Genomic DNA, 19,685 nt, shown 5'->3' with positions numbered 1-19,685 from the left:
TAATCAATTACAACAACATTAGTGAATATATATACCCATGTTACCTCAAGATGCTTTGTCAGACACAAGCTCAGATAACAATGCAAGGCGTAAGCGGAGGTAATTTTGATTCACTTTTTAAAGGTTTCAACGTAGCAATGGTTTTCGAGTTTGCGCCCATAGGGCAAGTCAAATAGCACCAATCTCCGTTGTTATAAAATATCGATGTAGAATAACTTTACTTCAATTTTATGCCTAGGGACTGTTGATCTCTAAAGGTTGTTTTTGCAGCTTGAAATATCATGGGGATAAGTGCCAAAAACTTAAATTAGGCTTGAACTAAAGCAATAGCCTTTGCCACGAACAGTGTTGATAAGCTCACGAGGTAAACATTTTTTGGCCATTTTACGTCGAGTATTGCTGATGTGCATATCAAGGTTTCGGTCAAACTCACCCAGCTCTTTATGTAACACCCTCATTTGTAGCTCTGCTTTAGTAACAACTTCACCTTTGCGCTGGAACAAATATTTAAACAAACGATATTCTGTTTGAGTTAGTTTCAGATGCTGTGTGTTCAAGGTGACGGTATTACTGACATCATCAAACAACACATCATCAAAATCAGACTGATGGATTACTTTGTCACTTCTACGGCGAAGTACATTAACTCGCAGCAATAACTCTTTTACATTGTATGGTGCTGCAATATAGTCATCTGCGCCAAGCTCATATGCCTGCATACGCTCAACGTCATCATTGTTATTCGCTAAAACAATGACAGGGGTTTGGCAATGTTTAGCCATTAATAACCAAAATGAATCCATTTTAGGCACAAAATAGTCTAATAAAATTACTTCAAAGTCGTTACGTTCTATCTCAACCAGTGCATTAAAAGCATTATCAACTATTTCTATGCTATAGCCTAAAGACTCCATGTCCTGACAAAGTGCCAAACTATGAGTAAGTTGCTGGTCAATCAGTAATATTTTTTTCATAACGCTTTAATCTAAATGATAACAATTACCATTAAGATTACCACTCTAGTTAAGTTATTGCTACAGTAATTGTGTAAAGATGAGATCTTAATAACATTTATAGATAGTTCATTGTCTTAGCTAAATTAATAAACAAGGTGTGTAGGGTTCGATCACATATTCGTCATCATTAGTTGAAGCGTAGTAAACTGAGGAATATACTTACATCGTTAATCGTCGATTAACTATTATTTAATCTTTTATAGCTTCAATAGCTATAATGTAAATTTTGAATGATGTGTAACGTGAACAGTCCTAGAAAAATAGGTTAATGATCGATGCGTAAACACTCTTTATGAACTAGCCCAAAATTGGATGTTGCAGTGAATAAGACTTGTGATCAAATCAACCAACTTGCTTTTAAAACCACAGAGCAAGATATTGCTAATGAAATCGCTTTTGCAGCTAAAGCAAAAGCTTTATCGCACCCTGCCCGTATCCGAATTCTCAAGATATTATTTACTCTTGATGAGCTGGGTGGATGTTTAAGCAGTGATTTAGTTTCAGAAGTAGGACTTGCCCAATCAACGGTTTCAGAGCACATCAGAATTTTAAAAGCGGCTGGCTTTATTAGTGCTGAGCCCAAACCGCCTAAAATATGCTATCGCATTGTTCGTAGTGAGCTGGTTACATTTCAAACAAGTTTCAAAGACATTTATAGCTAATATGAATGGCAGTTTTATAGTTTATTTTGCGCCCAGATTAATCGCTATTCGACGATTTACGATTAAGCACTTAAAGCTTACGAACTAAAATGGTAAACCACACAAGCGATGAGCTGTTATGCCAAGCTTGAAACCGATTTTTATAACTGGAATTTATGATGAACACTGACATACAAACACTCGGGGCTAAGAAAATGAGTTTTCTTGACCGCTACTTAACACTTTGGATTTTTGTTGCCATGGCCATAGGTGTGTCTATTGGTGCGTTGTTTCCACAAGTTGAACAAATTACCGAATCACTGAGTATTGGCTCAACCAATATTCCACTGGCCATTGGTTTAATACTGATGATGTATCCACCGTTAGCAAAAGTGGACTACAAGTTATTAGGAAAAGTGACTAAAGATAAGCAAGCCATAACGCTATCGCTCATTATGAACTGGGTTGTCGGGCCAATTTTAATGTTTGCCCTCGCCTTAACGTTTTTAAGCGATCACCCAGGTTACATGGTGGGTATTATTTTAATTGGTATTGCCCGCTGTATTGCCATGGTTTTAGTGTGGAATGATATAGGTGGCGGTAATAAGGAATTGGGCGCTGCATTAGTGGCAATTAACAGTGTGTTCCAAATTTTAACTTATAGTGTCATGGCTTGGTTATTTATCACCGTACTGCCACCGATATTCGGATACGAGGGCTTTGTGGTCGATATCTCAATGGCCGATATTGCCCAAAGCGTGATGATTTATTTAGGCATTCCATTTTTAGCAGGGTTTTTAACTCGTAAAATCTTAGTCGCCAGAAAAGGAGAAGATTGGTACAACACAGTATTTATTCCAAAAATCTCCCCTATAACGTTAGTTGCCCTACTCGCAACCATCGTGCTGATGTTCAGTTTAAAAGGCGACATGATCCTTGAATTACCCATGGATGTATTGCGTATTGCTCTGCCATTGGCAATTTACTTTGTACTGATGTTCTTTATCAGCTTCTTTATTGGCGAGAAGATGGGGATCCCTTACGATAAAAATGCGTCTATCGCATTCACAGCCACAGGAAACAACTTTGAACTTGCGATCGCTGTGTCAATTGCAGTCTTTGGTATCCATTCAGACCAGGCGTTTGCCGGCGTCATTGGGCCATTAATCGAAGTCCCAGTGCTTATTGCTTTAGTGAACATTGCCTTACGCATGAAAGCTAAATCTGAGCAAAAGCTGCAACAAGCCAGTTAATCAAACTTATCAAAACAAAAAGCCGGCTATTCATAATCAATGATCATAGCCGGCTTTTTATTTGCTCTATTAATACAGTCAGACAGTAAATTATTTCGTCATCATTAGCTGCTTAATGTACTTAACTGGCGCACTACCATAACTTAAGAACTGCTCATGGAAAGCTTTCAAATCAAAGTCATCACCCTGGGCAGCTTTTAACTCTTCACGTAAATCATAGATTTCACGATAACCAGAGTAATAACTGGTTAACTGAACTTGGCTTAATGTAGCACGGCGCCATTTACCTTCTGCCTCTGCACGCTGCTGAAATGCCTCATTCATCATAAGATCGAGTGCTTGTTCTTCAGTCATGCCATTCACTTGGATACTGTAATCTAAAATAGTATTGGCAATAACGCGCAAATTCCATTTGTAGTACATCAGCCAAAGTTCAGGTTCAAAATCACCGTAGCCTTCTTCAAGCATCATGCGCTCAGTGTATACAGCCCATCCTTCAATCATTGCACCATTACCAAATAAGCTTTTAACCAAGCTAGGTGATTCGTTTGAATAGACTAATTGGGTGTAATGTCCTGGAATAGCTTCATGGATATTCAGAACTTGTAAAATCCAGTGATTATATTCACGTAAATAACTTTCAGCAGACTCATCACTCATGCCATCTAACGGTGTCACATTGTAATAAGTATTAGCAGACTTCTCATAAGGGCCAGGTGCGCTGATAGATGCTCCTGCAAAACCACGCATGTATTCAGGAGTTTCACGCACGACTAATGGCTTAGATGGATCTAACGTCATCAGTTGTTTTTCATTGACGAATTTAACTAATTCAGGAATTTGCGCGCGCACTTCATCAACAAAATCTTCACGCTTAACATGCTTAACTGACAAAACATCAATCAGTTGCTTAATCGCAGCATTGTCATCTTGTGGTTTTGGCGTATCAATGTATTTAGACCATAAATCATGGGTAATTTTAGCCATTTCCGCTTGAACGCGGGACTTATCAGCCGTCGCCTTTTCAAATAATGCTTTACCTGACATACCCGCTTGAATATCAAAAGCGAACTTTTCTTCATATAGCTCTTCACCAATTCTAAAGCTACGTGAGCCCTCTTTTTCAAGCTTAGCTTCTAGCTGGGTCAACCATTCAATATGCTGATTAATCGCGTCAGTTGCTTTGGTAAAACGTTGGTTAAATAACGCTTTATCAGCATCAGATAAACCGGACTCACTGACTTGCTGTTTAAGCTTGTCCGATAATACAGAAAATGCGCCTTTGTTTTGCATAATAGCCAGTTGTGTATGCTCAATCGTTGGGTCAACAATATTAGCTTGTGCTGCAGCATAATAGGCAGGCACATTCTCTAAACGCTCAACCACAGATTTAAGTCTTACATCTAGGGGCGCAAAGTCTTCATTAATGATTTGCGCAAAACCACCTGCCACATTGTATTGTGATGGATTCCACTGCCAAGATTTAAAGCGCTCTTGTTGCCACTTAATACTGCCAAGTAAATTTGAAATTAATTCGTAATCGATCAATTCATTGGTCGTTAGTGCGGTTTTATCAAATGCCAGTAATTTAGCTTGCTGGGTTTCAACAAACACTAATGTCTTAGCTCGTGATGCTTCGTTTGGAATGTCTAAGTAGCCATCGTTTACATGTTTACCACTGTATAGCGCCCATGTGGGAGACCACTGCCATAAGTCATCAATAAATCCATCAGAGAACTGGCTAAAACTCGGCGCTTGAACTTGTTCAGCTGCCGTTGTGGTATCACTTGTTGTCGATGCACTATTACAACCCATTAGTGCAGCAAGCCCTAGTGCGATAGCGACTGAAATGGTGGCTTTTTTCATTGTCTGTATTCCTTTATCCCTTGAGATCATCTTAATCATGAATTTATAAAAAGGTGCTAGCTGTACTTAGATACTTGAATTAGAAACTTGGATTAGAAGCTTTAATCACAAACCTTAATACGAAACTTTAGTACGGAACCTTAATACGAAACCTTGATCTATTTTTATTGTTATTTATTTCACGTTTTTAAGCGGTTGAACATTTAGTTGTTAATCTTTTTGTGGCATAAGTAAATCATGAACTTCAATTCATTTCAGCTCAATTTAGTCTTTTGACACCTTTTGTGACAACTTATTCAGTCACTTTGAGCTAATAGATTAATTACCCATGGCACACTATGTCATCAGGCGCACCGCAAAAAGGATTTGAAATGACAACGCTACGTTACAGTTTGATTTTGAATGGTAAAAAAGCGGGTATCCCAGAGATCCGTACAGCGGTTTATGCATTAAGAGATAAAGGTTATGACCTTGCCGTTAAAGTCACATGGGAAGGCGCGGATATGCAGCGCCTAATAAAAGAATCAATCATTGCAGGTGCTGATAGAATTATCATTGGTGGCGGTGATGGCTCACTAAATGAAGCTGTTACCGCGTTAATGCACTTACAGAGTGATTATTCATTACCGGAAATTGCTGCTTTACCACTTGGCACGGCCAATGATTTTGCAACCGCATGTCAAATCCCCACCACTATCACTGAAGCACTTAACTTTTCAATAACAGGCGACAGTTTTCCTATCGATCAGATCAGTGCTAATGATCGTCACTTTATCAATATTGCCGCTGCGGGCTTTGGCGCCCAAGTCACCGCTGAAACTCCTGTTGAGCTAAAAGATTTCCTTGGGGGCGGCGCATATACCCTTACAGGTTTAGCTAAAGCGATCGGGTTTAAACCTTATGAAGGTTCCATTACCACTGAAAAAGGTCGATTTGAAGGCAATATAGTCGTAGGTGCCATGTGTAATGGTCGCCAAGCAGGTGGGGGGCAGGTGCTAGCACCGACGGCAAAAATAAATGATGGTTTGATGGATGTTACTTTGCTTAAAGGTTTTACCCCAATAGATTTGCCCCAAGTAATTGAAGAAATAAAGACTTCGAATACCAATGGTGAATTTTGCTTTCACTTTCAATCTAAATGGTTAGAAATTGATTTCCCATTGGCCTTACCTCTGAATCTCGATGGTGAACCTTATCACTGCGAACAAGTCCGTTTTGAAGTCAAACCTAATGCAATTAAATTTGTACTGCCTAAGAACAGTCCGCTGATTTAGCCGGTCCCTGTCGCAACATTCAGTTAACAAGGAGTTTATATCATGAATCAATTGCAAAAAGCTGGTGGAATTGCAGCGCTTATGGAGGCAAGCATTTACGTATCAGCTTTCATTTTTTTTGGCGCATTCTGGGCTTATCCCATAGATGCTAACCCCGCTCAACAGTTTGCTTTTCTTGCTGAAAACCAAGTTGCCCTGTCTATTGTAAATCTCATCATGTATGTATTATTCGGTGTCTTGCTAGCGATATTGGTAATGGCTATGCATCACCGATTATCAATAAACACTCCATTGCTGTCACAAATTGCTTCGGTCTTTGGGATCATTTGGGTGGGTTTGGTCATAGCCAGTGGAATGATTGCCAATATAGGGTTAGCTACGGCATTGGGCTTGGCAACAAAAGACCCTGAGCAAGCAATGACAGTCTGGCGAGCTATCTATGCTGTCGTCGAAGGCTTAGGCGGGGGGAACGAGGTTGTTGGCGGTCTGTGGGTATTATTGCTGAGTTTTGCCGCTTTAAAAGGTAATGAATTACCGAAAACCCTCAATTATTTTGGCCTTTTTGTAGGCATTGTAGGTATTTTCACCATCTACCCTGCAGATGTACTGACAGAGATTTTTGGTTTAAGCCAAATCATATGGTTTTCTTGGCTAGGGAAAGTATTGCTGAGTAGGCCTAAGAGTTAATCATCATTGAGTGAAGTGAAGTGAAGTGAAGTGAACTTATTTTAAGTTAAGAAGTGCGCTCTTCGTCAAATGCTAAGGCCGCACTTTTAAACTGTTTAATATCAAAAAAGATACCCAATTGATTTTGCAGCCTTGAAAGAGTGATAATCAGCAGGATTTCGTTATTAAATGTATAGAAAGCAAGAATAAAGCGGTACAGAGTATATAAAAAATGCCCGCTTAGTCGCTCTTAAAGGTGCAGGTTAGGTATTTTGACGTTTACCTATACAAACTAAATTTTTTGGTGAATTCCCGTAAAAATTCAGTATCACCAAATAAGCACACGCCTAGATATTCTAAGTCTGCTTCTTTAGTTTCATTGGTCCTTTGCTGTTGTGCTAAAGAACCACCTTCAATCATCGAACTGGTAAAGTCTGTAAATTTAATATCTCGACTTATGGCTTCCTCGCGCACTTTACGAAGTTTATTGGAGTTATCCGCTTTTAACACAATAAAAGGATAATGAGATAAGTTCGGGTGCAAATTCCCATCCATGTCATGGTAATCAATATACTGAGTTTCACTATCATCTAGCTGACTTGCAAGGCCAACACTCAAGTGCCCTAATACATTCAGCGACCTGCCTAGTTCCATCTTTTTACTCAGAACCGCTATGAATCGTTTCTGACTTTCATCTGGTAAATTTGACATAACATTTCCTTGTTAATTGATAGGTGAACACAAGTGATATATCGCATCATTATAAATCCCAACTCCGCAGTGATATATCACTTAAAGATCAAGGCTATATAAGAACTGATTATTGATTTAATGCACCAAGTTTACTTTTTTACCTGCTCGCCACATGAGTATGAAAAACATCATAAAATAAATAGGTGTTTCCACAAAGGTGTCATAGGTGAGCCACTGTTCTTCAGTTAATTGACTTGCTACACAATAATTTAACCCAGCCATACATAAACCAATAAATGCTAAACCTATGACAAAGAATCTATGTTGAATAGGTGAGTTTAAATAGCGCTCAAAACGAGTTCCAAAGTAACCACCTTTATTAAACACGCCATCGATTATTAACGCTGATGCACTGAGTATTCCCATGAATGTGCCTTTGAGTTGAACTAAAAACTCACTTTGAAATGCAAACGAGAATATCGCTGATACGAAGAGCATTATTGTTCCGAACACTGCAAATCCACCAAGTAAATCGGCTTTTACGAAGCGTTGAATAATAACAAGTGCTAACCCTAAAAATACACCCGTAAATGCAGCCATGACTAAATCGCCAGTAACTTTCGCTACTAAGAAAAATACAGCACCTATGCCTATATCCGCGACAATAGAGAGTTTGTTTCTCCGCCATTTTTCACTTTGAAGCATTCTTTTTTCAGTTGCCTCTGGTGTTTGATCAGAAACACTCAGGTTTTCGAGTTTTTTAGTGGCAAAGTGAATATCTTTACCTGGATGACTTTGATAAATTAAATCAGTACCTTTCCTAACCTCGATACCGACACTAAACCAATTAAAGTAGCCAACTGATACGTGCACGGGTTTTGTTTCGTTGCCTGCTTGACTGGTCGATTGAAACTTATGCACAACTACTTTGACAGCTCCGTTGAATGAATCTGAACATTGGTCTATTAGATTCCCATTGCAAAATAGTTCAGATGTATAAGAAGTAAGTGTAAATGAGTACTTCACTTCATAGTCATCACCGTTATATTGAAAAGGCCGTTTGTAAGTCCATAAACGCATCGTCATCACCCTGATTTTTCCTATTTTTGTTTTTCTATCATCTAGCAAACTTGTATGGGCTGCACTTAAGAGCTCCAATAGGATCCGTTACTGCCTAGTTTTTAATTTAATAAGAGCCTCTAAGTATCGTTTCTGACTTTCATCTGGTAAATTTGACATAACATTTCCTTGTTGAGGCTCATTTTGAGACATTTAGCCAACCTTGTTGAAGCATGAACAAGCTTTGAAATAAACTACTTGTAAATTCTGGTCTTTCATTTTCAATAAATTGATGCAATTTTAATACTTGATATTTATGTATTCCATTGTTCTGCCACGCACGCCCTTCAGTGGTAATACTATTATGAAATGGCAAAATCAATAGATGGCCTCTAACAATTTTGCTTCTCGCTTTCGCCAGACTCTTGCTTATCCCAGAGTTAGACGACCCTTGTTATCCATTTTTTAAGCTGTTTTTAGATAACAGACTTAACTGACAGTGCTACTTTTCTAATACCGTGGGCTGGCGTCCACCTTTTAAATTCGATAAAGCCATGTTTCTTATATAAATTAATTGCAGGTATATTTACTACAGCGGTTTCTACAACAGCTTCTGAAAACTCAATTTTTTCTAGAACAAAGCTTACCAATTTACCAGCAATACCTTTCCTAAAGTAATTGGGGTCAACAGTTAAACTATTAATATCTAAGTGCTGGTCTTCCATTACAATCTCTATAACTCCAACTACGCATTCATTTTTAATAAATCCATAAAACTGTGTTTTTGAATTTTCTATATTGTTAATACTTCGGAATAGAGGCGGAAAATCAAGAGTGCCTATAAGATGAGCTTCAACTTGATATGATCGTTGAAAAACAGTAAAAATCTGGTTTGCTACTTTTTCATCCGAATTATCAAGTTTTCTAATCATAATATGCCTAAATCAAACATTTTCGTTACTCTCTAATATCGCAATAAGCGGCAAATATATAGTTGGCTAAAATCTTAAAGTAAGTGAAACAGCCAAACCAATTTTTTCGATTATTCTTCTTGTTATATATATACTTAGCTCTGACTAGATTGCTTTAAATTATTTAGTAAAACAAGACTTAAACCGATAATGGGAATATTGGTTGTTATAGGGTTGAAAGCCTCTATTAATAACTGAGGCTGTATAACTGCGACAAATAGCAATAAACCAATAAGTGCATAAATGTTAAGTAAAACAATCAACTTGGAGCGGTAAAAAACAAATAAAATAATGCCGAATATCACTTCGATAATACCAGCAGATTTTGTAATGTGATAAGACACTTCGTCAGAAAAACCAATGCTTGCTGTCATTAATTGTTCGAGCGGAGCAATATGGATTAACTTTGGGAATATTCCATGATAAAGCCAACTAAAGCTGACTATATAGCGGGCTATTTGAATAGATGACAACGACTTACTTCCTTGTATTTATAACAGTCTATTAGTGAGATTTCAGATAAACATATTCAATCATCTCTCGTGAAAAATGATTACTAATAGGTATATTCTTCATTAATTTCAATACGCTATCAGCATATCGCCTCAGAATCAATTATCCCTTTTGGGGAAGCCAATAATTTAGTTAACCAAGAATTAGCACTTCTCGTTATACAAGCGTAACTATTCTAAAAAACACAAAGTATCAATAGGTTATAATTTAACACAAAGTGAAAATGAAATTTTAAGATAACATACCAAGAATCAAAGTGGCCAAGTTTGTAGTAAGAGAATAAAACTGTTTTAAGGTTCAAAATCTATGCTAAAGAAACGATAACAGTATTTAGATTTCTGGCAATATTTTCGCTGACAGCTGGGCTGAGCAAATAGGAATGTTAACTAGGGTAAAGTACAAGAAGTAATCATAGTCATTAAGCAAATCATTTTTAGAAAACAGACTTATGACAAATACATTAAGAGATAGACAATAGAAACTGATAATTAAAAACAGATAGATAGAAACAAATAGAAAGAAACAAATAGAAAAGAACAAATAGATAGGAACAGATAAACAAAAAATATTTTGAGAGAAAATTTGGCGGTGACGGAGAGATTCGAACTCTCGAAGGGTTGCCCCTTACACACTTTCCAGGCGTGCTCCTTCAGCCACTCGGACACGTCACCATTTCAAATTTTTATCTTGTAGCAATTCCCACAAACGCCAAATACTGATTAGTCAATTTAGATATTGATATCAAGATGTTCGTGAACGGACGGTACTTTACGCAAATGCGCATAGTGGGTCAAGAGAAAATCCCCTATTCCCATTCTATTGCGCATTTGCTGCTCAAAATGGTTTCAAACTGAGGTGATTAACGTTGTTTATGCCATCAAGGTTGGGAACAAGCCTTTTAAGCCCGCTGCTACAACCTCAATGCCTATGGATAACATCAGTAGACCCATCAGACGGGTAATGACGTTAATACCTGTGGTACCTAATATTTTAAAAATCACAGGTGCAAGTCTAAATAAACCAAAGCTCATGAAGCCAAAGACCACCACCGTTATCGACATACCGATTAAATCGACCATCTTATTATTATCAGATGCAAATACAATCACCGAACTAATGGCTCCTGGGCCTGCCATTAATGGCAATGCTAATGGCACTACTGCCACTGACTCCATCCCTGACGCTTCACGATCTTCTTCTTGATTTCGCTTTACTGGGCTTAATTTACCTTGCAGCATCGACATTGCAATGATTGCAATCAAGCTACCACCAGCGATTCTGAACGCTGACAGTGAAATACTGAACATATTTAAAATATGCTGACCGATAAATATCGTCACCAATAAAATCACGACAACCGCAAAGTTAGCGACTTTGCCAGTATGGTTCCGTTCGACCTCTGTTTGGTGACTGGTCAAGCTTACAAAAACCGGCAATAAACCCACCGGGTTAATGATGGCAACCAGTCCTAAGAAAAACTTAACGTAAAGCATGAAATCCACAAGCAAATCCTCAAATTATATGGTTTTGTGGCCGAAAAAATAATCGCGCAACTTTACTGATTATTTGCTTTTTATCAAATGAGATTTTTTAAAACTTTGAGCCAGTTAATAAAAAATCTAATCTATGAATATATTCGCTTTTTCGAATTAGATTTACTTATGAAAAAGTATGCCTTGAATCACATTTCTGCCTTCATCCTTCATTTTCCACTCTTGTACCAAATAAACAACGTAGCCTTCATAGTGAAATTTAATTTCAACTAAAGGCGAAAATTAATATTTTTCAGCCTACAGAGTGCAACATTTGTTATAATATTTCTCTTTCTGAATATAAATTACTGTTTAGCTGTTGTTTTCATTTTATTCAATACAGTACATTGAGGTTTCCCATGGGTAAACGAAATAGGATCAGCCAAAAAAACGGTCAACGCAAAATTACTGGCTCTAGAAGAAGGTTAGCTTATTTTCTATGGATAACAAAAACCGGACATAAATGCCCGCCTACCGAGCTTAAAATAGCTGACGATAATAGCTAAAACTCAAACGCTATTTAACGACTCTATGATTAGGCTGTAAGATCCACTTCATAAAATCAGACAAAAAAAAGAGATGCTTATTAGCATCTCTTTTTGTTTAATCAGACGTGTTGGTATAACTATTTTTTCTCAGTCCAACGATCCATCCAACCAAGTACGTTTTTGTACCATTGTTGCAAGTTATCTTGGTTCAGAATCCAATGGTTCTCATCTGGGAACATTAATAGTTCTGATGGGATATCGTTACGCTGCATGTAAGTAAACGCAGCTAAGCCTTGTCCATAAGGTACACGGTAATCTTTTTCACCGTGGATCACTAGCATTGGCGTTTTCCAGTTTTCAACATAGTTTACTGGGTTAAACTTCTCATACAGTTCTTTGTTTTCAGTGTAAGTACCACCGAACTCATACTCTGGGAACCATAATTCTTCAGTTACGTGATACATAGAACGCATATCAAATAAACCAGCATGGTTAACTAAACACTGGAAGCCGTCACTCCAATTACCTTGGAACCAGTTCATCATGTAACCACCGTACGAACCACCTAATGCACAAGCGTTATCAGTATCTAGCCATTTCTGTTGTTGACCAACAGCTGCTAAGCCTTTTTGTAAATCTTCTAAAGGCTTACCGCCCCAATCTTTTGAGATTGAATCAGTAAATGCTTGGCCATAACCAGTAGAGCCATGGAAGTCGACCATCACTACGCCATAACCTGCACCAGCCCATAGCTGCGCATTCCAGCGACCACTAAATGAATTGCCAAACGATCCTTGTGGGCCGCCGTGAACTAGATAGGCAACAGGATACTTTTTACCAGACTCATAGTTAGCAGGCTTGATCCAGTAACCATGTACTGTCTCGTTGTTCCAACCTTTAAAGTTAAACTGTTGGAATTCGCCAAATTGAATCTCAGCGAGTTTTTCTTCGTTTACGTTAGTTAAACGGGTTAGGTTTTCACCTTCCAGGCTGATTTTGTATAAGTCACCTGGCTCTACCAATGATTTATTACTAAAGATGATGCCTGAATCAGTAACGGCTACAAGGCTGTTACTGCCGTCATTGTATAGTGGACGAACATCACCAAACTGGGTGTTAACTTCAAAGATGCTAACTTGCCCCACATCTTGCGCAGTAACATACAAGGTTCGGCCATCATCACTAAATGTCAGTGAATGTGGGCTGCGATCCCACAGCGGTGCGACTTCTTTTTCAGCGCCTGTCACAGTGTCACGTAACATGATGCGGTAACGATCGGCTTCAAAACCAGGTTTGCTCATGGCTAAATAAGCTAATTGGCGACCATCTTTTGAATACGTTGGCTGTGCATCCCATGCTAAGTTTTTCTCAGTTAGGTTTTCAGCTTCGCCGCCTGTTACTGGCACTTTCCATAAATCGTAATTTGTTGTCCAAGCTTGGTCTTTACTTGGCGCTTTTGCGCTATAAACAATATGCTTACCATCTGCAGTAAATGTGACCTCTTCCATGCCTGAGAAAGGTTTTGGCGGGGTTTCAGTATCTAGACCAAAAGTAACATCAACCACATCTTTTACTGGCTTACCATTTAACTGGCCAACGAATAAATGATTACGGGCATGATCTTCCCATGTGTCCCAATGGCGAACCATCAACTGCTTGTATTCACGGCCTGTAGTCTTTTTGTTTTCTTCTTCTGCAATACGGTCAACAGTACAAGCTAAGTCCTTGCACTCTGGAAAGACGCGCATGTTCATGACAACTTGTTTGCCGTCATTTGAAAGCTTGTAACCATTAACGTCTAACGGTAAATCAGTGACTTGTAGTGCTTCACCGCCAGATAAAGACAGGTTATAAAGCTGGCTTGAACCATCGCGCGCAGCAAGGAAGTAAATTGATTGGTCGTCAACACTGAAGTTAACGTCATGCTCAGTCCCTTTATGGGAAGTAATTTGCACTGGTTTAGCATTTTTGTTGCTTAAGTCGAGAAGATAAAGATCAGAACTACTCTCGCCTTGTTCATCAATGTGTTTAACTGCATAAACCAATTGAGTGCCATCATTTGACACTGCCGCAGAATGTAATTTGTTAAGTTTAACGAGCTGCTGCACATTAAAAGGAGTTTTAGTTGGCTCTGCAGCTTGGACAGAAAGTGCAAGTCCAGCTGCGCCAAGCGCAAGTAGTAGCGACGACTTTTTCATTTGATGAAGTTCTCTTGTTATTTTTTGTTGTTGATATCAATCACATTCAATTTCTAAATAAATCAATTATGGCTAGCATCATCACAGTTTTATGAGGTGAAGTTAGCAGTCAGTTAGTGAACTGAAATGACTCTGTTTAAAAAATACTGCTAAGCACATTACCCAAACAAAAACGCTCAGGCAATAGAGGGGTTCAAAAAAATGAATCTATCTATTTCTGAGCGTGATTTTTTAAACAATTTGAGTGTTTAAGCAGCTATATAAGCACGTATGACAGCATTTATATATGTTTCCATATAAGCACTTAATTAAGCTAGTCAAATATCAACACTAGCTTTTAGCGTTAGCAATATTAACTTTCCAAATTGCAGGACCCGTTTCATGAGCATTAATACCTTGTGTATCAACTGCTACAGTAACTGGCATATCTTGCACATCAAATTCGTAAATCGCTTCCATACCTAAATCTTCAAATGCGACAACGCGCGACTTTTTGATTGCTTTAGATACAAGGTAAGCTGCGCCGCCCACAGCCATTAAGTAAACCGCTTTGTGTTTCTTAATTGACTCAACAGTCTGTGGTCCACGCTCTGATTTACCAATCATGCCCATTAACCCTGTTTTTTCGAGCATAAGATCAGTGAACTTGTCCATACGGGTTGCTGTTGTAGGGCCTGCTGGGCCAACCACTTCATTACCTACTGGATCGACTGGGCCAACGTAGTAAATAAACTTACCGGTAAAGTCGACACCTTCAGGTAAACCTTCGCCAGATTCGATGAGCGTTTGAATACGTTTATGCGCTGCGTCGCGACCTGTTAGCATTTTGCCGTTTAGCAATAAGGTATCACCACTCTTCCAGGTTTCAATTTCAGCTTGGGTAACGTTATCTAAATCGACGCGATGAGTGTTCTCACCCGCTTCACGAGTGATTTCTGGCCAATCAGCTAATGATGGTGGGCTTAAATCTGCAGGGCCTGTGCCATCTAAATGGAAGTGAACGTGACGAGTCGCTGCGCAGTTAGGGATCATCACAACAGGTTTAGATGCCGCATGAGTCGGTACAGACTTAACTTTAATATCTAAAACTGTCGTTAATCCGCCTAAACCTTGTGCACCAATACCTGTGCTGTTAGCACGTTCAAAAATATCTAAACGTAGCTTTTCTTCGGTAGTTTCTGCGCCGCGTTCCATTAGCTCATGGATATCAACAGGATCCATTAACGACTCTTTTGCTAACACAGCGGCTTTCTCAGCAGTGCCGCCAATGCCTATACCTAGCATTCCTGGTGGACACCAACCCGCACCCATTGTCGGTAAGGTTTTTTCAACCCAAGCTGCAATGTCATCTGACGGATTTAACATCACCATTTTAGATTTGTTTTCTGATCCGCCGCCTTTAGCAGCAATCATCACTTCAATGTGATCGCCAGGCACCATATCAATATGTACTACAGAAGGCGTGTTATCACGAGTGTTTTTACGTGTGCCTGCAGGGTCGGCGACAATAGATGCACGTAATGGGTTGTCTGGATTCAGGTAAGCTTGGCGTACGCCTTGATCAACCATTTCTTGTACAGTCATGTCGGTTTTATCCCACTGAACTGCCATACCAATTTTAACGAAAGTGGTCACAATACCTGTGTCTTGGCATAAAGGACGTTTGCCTTCAGCTGACATACGAGAATTAATCAAGATTTGTGCGATTGCATCTTTTGCAGCTGCACTTTCTTCGCGATCGTAGGCTTTCGCCATCGCGTCAACGAAATCTTTTGGGTGATAATACGAGATATACTGCAGAGAATCAGCAATGCTTTCGATGAAATCAGCTTGCTTAATCACAACACTAGCAGAAGAATTTGTAGACATATAGGGGCGCTCCAGCAGCCATTGAGGCATAACTTGTTTTATTTTTATATGAATGCGGTGTTAAAATTGAATTTAACCATAGAGTTAAAAAAGCATTCAATTAGCTATTAATCCTTTCAGGGACAATATGATACTCTTTCCAGCCTTTTTGGGCTACATGACATTTTAAATAGGTGTATTAATGGGACAGTTGAGCCAAGACTCTCTTGCTATAACAAAGCTAAATTGGGCATTAGACACCCACACAGTTTTCAGCGTGGTGAGCGATCAACCCTGGGCAATGTTATTGGATTCAACTCAAACCCTACATCAAGATGCCAATTTTGACATCATCGTGTTTAGCCCAATTGCCACCCTTGTCAGTGATGGCACGAGTATCGACTGTTCAATAGTACCTACAAGACAAACTCAATCTGATATCAACTCCTCAGCTACTATTACTCCAACTGCCACTGCTAATGTTTTTGAAACACTGCAAGCAATGCAAAGCAAACTTTATCCAACCCAGTTTGATTGTAAGCTGCCATTTAGTGGCGGCTCAGTGGGTAGTTTTAACTATGATTTAGGCCGAGTCATTGAAAACTTGCCCCAACAAGCCATGAAAGATATTCAACTACCTGATGTTAATGTCGGTTTTTATGACTTTGTTTTATTATTTAGCCATCAAGAAAAATGCTGGTATGGCACGCATTATCTTGGCGAGGAGGCACTAAATCTTGAGGTGAAAAAATTTGAATCGAAACTAAATAAAGTTAAACTCAATGAAGCTAAACTAAATGTAGCTAAACTAGACGAAGCACAAAATACCAGTAAGCAATCTCATCCAAACAATGTATTTAAACTCACCTCGACTTGGCAAAACCAAACCACAAAAGCGCAATATCAGCAAAGATTTGAGCAAGTTCAAACCTATTTACATCAAGGTGATTGCTATCAAATCAACTTAACTCAGCGATTTAATGCCAGCTATGAAGGCTGTGAGTGGCAGGCTTATTGCGCTTTATCAGATGCCAACAAAGCCCCTTTTTCAAGTTTTATACGCTTAAAAGATCATTGTATTTTATCAATATCTCCTGAGCGGTTTATCCAGCTGACAGACGATAAAGTCTCTACAAAACCTATCAAAGGCACGTTACCGCGCGGTAAAACGCCGCAAGAAGATAATGCTAATGCCGCTAAGCTTAAAGCATCACAGAAAGATCGCGCCGAGAACGTGATGATTGTGGATTTATTGCGTAATGACATCAGTAAAGTCGCTACTGCAGGTTCTGTGAGTGTTCCTAAGCTATTTGATATTGAAAGTTTCCCAGCAGTACATCATTTAGTCAGTACAGTGGAAGCCACCCTTGCCCCTCAGTATGATGCTGTCGATTTATTAAAAGCGGCCTTCCCTGGTGGTTCAATTACTGGCGCACCTAAAATCCGCGCGATGGAAATTATCGAAGAGTTAGAGCCATCAAGACGAAATATCTATTGCGGAAGTATTGGTTATATTAGCCAAGATGGCCATATGGACACGAGCATCACCATCCGCACATTAGTCACGGAAAACAATTCAATCTATTGCTGGGCTGGCGGCGGCATTGTTGCAGATTCCGATGTGGATGCTGAGTATCAAGAAACCTTTGATAAGGTCAGTAAAATTTTGCCAGTGCTTGAGCAAGTTAATCAATAACATCTTAAAATCATCGATTATTCTCAATCAACTCATATTAATACAAGGCCAGCCAAACATTAATTTGCGGACCTTGATTTAACATAAAATTGAAAGCCGTGAAAATATCAAAGATAATTAAGCCTTATTTTACACAGTTACAAGATAGGCAATAAAACGATTCTTCTAATCTAATTAAAGGCTCACTAACTGCGTAGTTTTCAACAAGAACATTTAAAGAGAAAGAACAGTTAGCTGGCCATTATTTATTAGAATATTTTTATAAGTTTCTATGGGTTACTTTATGATTAGTTGAGTAAATCTGACTCAATTCCACTTTCTTTTAGCAGATTAAAAATAGGTCTTGGTAAGATAAACAAGGAAGTTGAACCCTCCTCAGTCGATAATAATGCTTGCTTCGGAAACCACTCCATAGCCAAACCTATAACATGCTGAAAGTAATCTGCAGTTTCATTACTAAAAACCTCATCCAAATTAATATCTCCTACCACTTTCTCATTTAAACTAATCGTTAATACGCCATCTTTGACTTCATCTTGGTAGCTAACACTATCATGCTCACCACGTAACTTAACTAACTGCTCTAAGGGGTCAATAAAACCTGAGTAAGGTGGGCGAATATTATCTAAATCCTCAATATCAAATAACGCAATCGTTTCGGCTTCAAAATGGTCAGCTAAACACGCTATGATTTCAGTTCTATTTGTACCATCAAGTAGTAGCTGATTAAGTTCATCCTCGACATTAGTCTTATTGTTTTCAATATCCACTTCTTCAGTTTTATCTTTTGAAAAGTATTCATCGTCTGTCAGATACTTACCCGCCCTGACATTCGCCCAAATGGTTTTCCATTCTGGGGCAATCTCTTCGGAATCAAGTTGCTTAAACCAAAGCTCTGCGATTGTTTGAAACGCCGCAGAATATTGCTGCCGTTGCTGGTAAAACTGCAGGCTAGTCGCCAGCATCCGACCCAGTATTTCTTCAGAATCATCCCATCGCATTTGTCTTCTATACATTTCTGTAGAGAGATATTGACTTAAGTTACAAAGATGTTGAATAGAGAAAGCATTAAAATATGGAGCGAATGGTTCACCCTCTTTATTATCTTTAATAATCCCCCCCAACTTATCAATAGAAAATAATGCTCCACTATTTAACGGCCGAAGCGCTTCAAGCCGCCATTGTTCAGCCTGCTTAACATAAGCGTCATCGAGAAATTGCTGATTTAAGAATAAAAACTGATAAAGTAGTTGCTCACGCTGCAAAAAAAGTGACTTTACATTTTCAGTCGCATTTAATGGCGTCAACAATCGACTTCTATTTTTAATTAATAAATAGCTAGTACTGATACTGCCCAGCATTGATTCTTCACAGCGGGCTTCAGATTTGATGCGCTGAAACTCTGCAAACCAAACGTTAATATCATCTGATGGATGCCACGCTAAACAGTAGATAAGCGGTACAGGTTCTGCCCATGCAATATCTTCTTGTTTACGTATTCCCTTTAGAAAATAGGGCTCCATATATTTAACTTCTTTTTTAGAGTATTGATGCTCTAAGAGGCATTTTTTTAACTCAGCCCATAATACCTTACGAGCCTTCATCCACTTTTTATCTTCAACTTTCCAATACATGTTTTACTACTCCACCGCGTTAATTAAATCTTCCATACCTTCCAGCAAGTTATTATCTAAAAAGTCTTTCATTATCTATTTGATTAAGGAGTAATATTAATTAAAAATGCCATTAAATCCCTTTTAGAAAAAGGTTAATTTAAACATGACATCTATTTTAAAAATACATCCCAGCAATTGTTTTCAGTAATATCTATTACCGCTTTAATATCTGAAATATTGTAAGTTATCATCTGAATTCTGGCCTAATACACTCATTCTAATTAACATTAAACAAAATCGATTTATCGAAAAAATGGCAGCAGAATTTGCTTGACGATGTTTATCAAGCTTATTG

The 19,685-nt window shown here is 38.6% G+C and carries 15 protein-coding genes and 1 tRNA gene; 5 read left to right on the top strand and 11 right to left on the bottom strand.

The window, feature by feature from the left end; genetic code table 11:
- Window positions 1-302 precede the first annotated feature (302 nt).
- Window positions 303-974 carry a response regulator transcription factor gene (locus AB4153_RS00440; protein WP_102527506.1) on the bottom strand — a complete coding sequence of 224 codons (672 nt, stop codon included), beginning with the start codon at window positions 972-974 and terminating at the stop codon, window positions 303-305.
- Between the two features lie 362 nt (window positions 975-1,336).
- On the opposite strand from AB4153_RS00440, the gene AB4153_RS00435 reads away from it, so the two are divergent.
- Window positions 1,337-1,678 (top strand): helix-turn-helix transcriptional regulator, encoded by a 342-nt coding sequence (locus AB4153_RS00435; protein ID WP_102527507.1) that lies wholly within the window; start codon window positions 1,337-1,339, stop codon window positions 1,676-1,678.
- Window positions 1,679-1,836: 158 nt separating this feature from the next.
- A complete protein-coding gene (gene arsB, locus AB4153_RS00430) occupies window positions 1,837-2,910 on the top strand; it encodes an ACR3 family arsenite efflux transporter (protein ID WP_371995964.1) in 1,074 nt (357 codons plus the stop codon).
- 90 nt (window positions 2,911-3,000) lie between these two features.
- On the opposite strand, the gene AB4153_RS00425 is transcribed toward arsB, so the two are convergent.
- Window positions 3,001-4,776: a DUF885 domain-containing protein gene (locus AB4153_RS00425; RefSeq protein WP_371995962.1), complete on the bottom strand. Its 1,776-nt coding sequence runs from the start codon at window positions 4,774-4,776 to the stop codon at window positions 3,001-3,003.
- 371 nt (window positions 4,777-5,147) lie between these two features.
- Between AB4153_RS00425 and yegS the strand changes: the two genes are divergently transcribed.
- Complete coding sequence (gene yegS / locus AB4153_RS00420; protein WP_371995960.1) at window positions 5,148-6,050, top strand: lipid kinase YegS; 903 nt, start codon at window positions 5,148-5,150, stop codon at window positions 6,048-6,050.
- Window positions 6,051-6,092: 42 nt separating this feature from the next.
- Window positions 6,093-6,737, top strand: a complete 645-nt coding sequence (locus AB4153_RS00415; protein WP_371995959.1) for a hypothetical protein — start codon at window positions 6,093-6,095, stop codon at window positions 6,735-6,737.
- Between the two features lie 258 nt (window positions 6,738-6,995).
- On the opposite strand, the gene AB4153_RS00410 is transcribed toward AB4153_RS00415, so the two are convergent.
- From AB4153_RS00410 to AB4153_RS00375, 8 genes are all read right to left on the bottom strand, one after another.
- Window positions 6,996-7,427, bottom strand: coding sequence for a DUF2000 domain-containing protein (locus AB4153_RS00410; protein WP_371995958.1), 432 nt, complete (start codon window positions 7,425-7,427; stop codon window positions 6,996-6,998).
- Window positions 7,428-7,544: 117 nt separating this feature from the next.
- The gene (locus AB4153_RS00405; RefSeq protein ID WP_371995956.1) at window positions 7,545-8,489 is read right to left on the bottom strand and encodes a hypothetical protein; all 945 of its coding nucleotides are present in this window, start codon (window positions 8,487-8,489) and stop codon (window positions 7,545-7,547) included.
- A gap of 455 nt (window positions 8,490-8,944) precedes the next feature.
- Window positions 8,945-9,400: a GNAT family N-acetyltransferase gene (locus tag AB4153_RS00400; RefSeq protein ID WP_371995955.1), complete on the bottom strand. Its 456-nt coding sequence runs from the start codon at window positions 9,398-9,400 to the stop codon at window positions 8,945-8,947.
- A 134-nt stretch (window positions 9,401-9,534) separates the two neighbouring features.
- Window positions 9,535-9,912, bottom strand: a complete 378-nt coding sequence (locus AB4153_RS00395; protein WP_371995953.1) for a DoxX-like family protein — start codon at window positions 9,910-9,912, stop codon at window positions 9,535-9,537.
- Window positions 9,913-10,535: 623 nt separating this feature from the next.
- Window positions 10,536-10,623, bottom strand: a tRNA-Ser gene (locus tag AB4153_RS00390).
- 198 nt (window positions 10,624-10,821) lie between these two features.
- The gene (locus tag AB4153_RS00385) at window positions 10,822-11,454 is read right to left on the bottom strand and encodes a YchE family NAAT transporter (protein ID WP_102527515.1); all 633 of its coding nucleotides are present in this window, start codon (window positions 11,452-11,454) and stop codon (window positions 10,822-10,824) included.
- A gap of 655 nt (window positions 11,455-12,109) precedes the next feature.
- Window positions 12,110-14,170, bottom strand: a complete 2,061-nt coding sequence (locus AB4153_RS00380) for a prolyl oligopeptidase family serine peptidase (protein WP_371995951.1) — start codon at window positions 14,168-14,170, stop codon at window positions 12,110-12,112.
- A gap of 330 nt (window positions 14,171-14,500) precedes the next feature.
- Complete coding sequence (locus AB4153_RS00375) at window positions 14,501-16,039, bottom strand: fumarate hydratase (protein ID WP_102527517.1); 1,539 nt, start codon at window positions 16,037-16,039, stop codon at window positions 14,501-14,503.
- Between the two features lie 181 nt (window positions 16,040-16,220).
- Between AB4153_RS00375 and pabB the strand changes: the two genes are divergently transcribed.
- Window positions 16,221-17,714, top strand: a complete 1,494-nt coding sequence (gene pabB / locus AB4153_RS00370; protein WP_371995948.1) for an aminodeoxychorismate synthase component I — start codon at window positions 16,221-16,223, stop codon at window positions 17,712-17,714.
- 287 nt (window positions 17,715-18,001) lie between these two features.
- Here the strand turns inward: pabB and AB4153_RS00365 are convergent, their stop codons facing one another.
- A complete protein-coding gene (locus tag AB4153_RS00365; protein ID WP_371995947.1) occupies window positions 18,002-19,348 on the bottom strand; it encodes a hypothetical protein in 1,347 nt (448 codons plus the stop codon).
- Window positions 19,349-19,685: the final 337 nt, after the last annotated feature.

Source organism: Shewanella sp. 10N.286.52.E4 (assembly GCF_041468785.1).
Lineage (GTDB): Bacteria > Pseudomonadota > Gammaproteobacteria > Enterobacterales > Shewanellaceae > Shewanella > Shewanella electrodiphila.
Note: the sequence above shows the minus strand (reverse complement) of the source record. Positions and strands in the feature narration are given on the sequence as shown.

Bases quoted from the DNA above. Each gene is read 5' to 3' on its own strand.
- AB4153_RS00440 (WP_102527506.1), bottom strand. From the start codon at position 974: ATGAAAAAAATATTACTGATTGACCAGCAACTTACTCATAGTTTGGCA.
- arsB (WP_371995964.1), top strand. From the start codon at position 1,837: ATGAACACTGACATACAAACACTCGGGGCTAAGAAAATGAGTTTTCTT.
- AB4153_RS00425 (WP_371995962.1), bottom strand. From the start codon at position 4,776: ATGAAAAAAGCCACCATTTCAGTCGCTATCGCACTAGGGCTTGCTGCA.
- yegS (WP_371995960.1), top strand. From the start codon at position 5,148: ATGACAACGCTACGTTACAGTTTGATTTTGAATGGTAAAAAAGCGGGT.
- AB4153_RS00415 (WP_371995959.1), top strand. From the start codon at position 6,093: ATGAATCAATTGCAAAAAGCTGGTGGAATTGCAGCGCTTATGGAGGCA.
- AB4153_RS00410 (WP_371995958.1), bottom strand. From the start codon at position 7,427: ATGTCAAATTTACCAGATGAAAGTCAGAAACGATTCATAGCGGTTCTG.
- AB4153_RS00405 (WP_371995956.1), bottom strand. From the start codon at position 8,489: ATGCGTTTATGGACTTACAAACGGCCTTTTCAATATAACGGTGATGAC.
- AB4153_RS00400 (WP_371995955.1), bottom strand. From the start codon at position 9,400: ATGATTAGAAAACTTGATAATTCGGATGAAAAAGTAGCAAACCAGATT.
- AB4153_RS00380 (WP_371995951.1), bottom strand. From the start codon at position 14,170: ATGAAAAAGTCGTCGCTACTACTTGCGCTTGGCGCAGCTGGACTTGCA.
- AB4153_RS00375 (WP_102527517.1), bottom strand. From the start codon at position 16,039: ATGTCTACAAATTCTTCTGCTAGTGTTGTGATTAAGCAAGCTGATTTC.
- pabB (WP_371995948.1), top strand. From the start codon at position 16,221: ATGGGACAGTTGAGCCAAGACTCTCTTGCTATAACAAAGCTAAATTGG.
- AB4153_RS00365 (WP_371995947.1), bottom strand. From the start codon at position 19,348: ATGTATTGGAAAGTTGAAGATAAAAAGTGGATGAAGGCTCGTAAGGTA.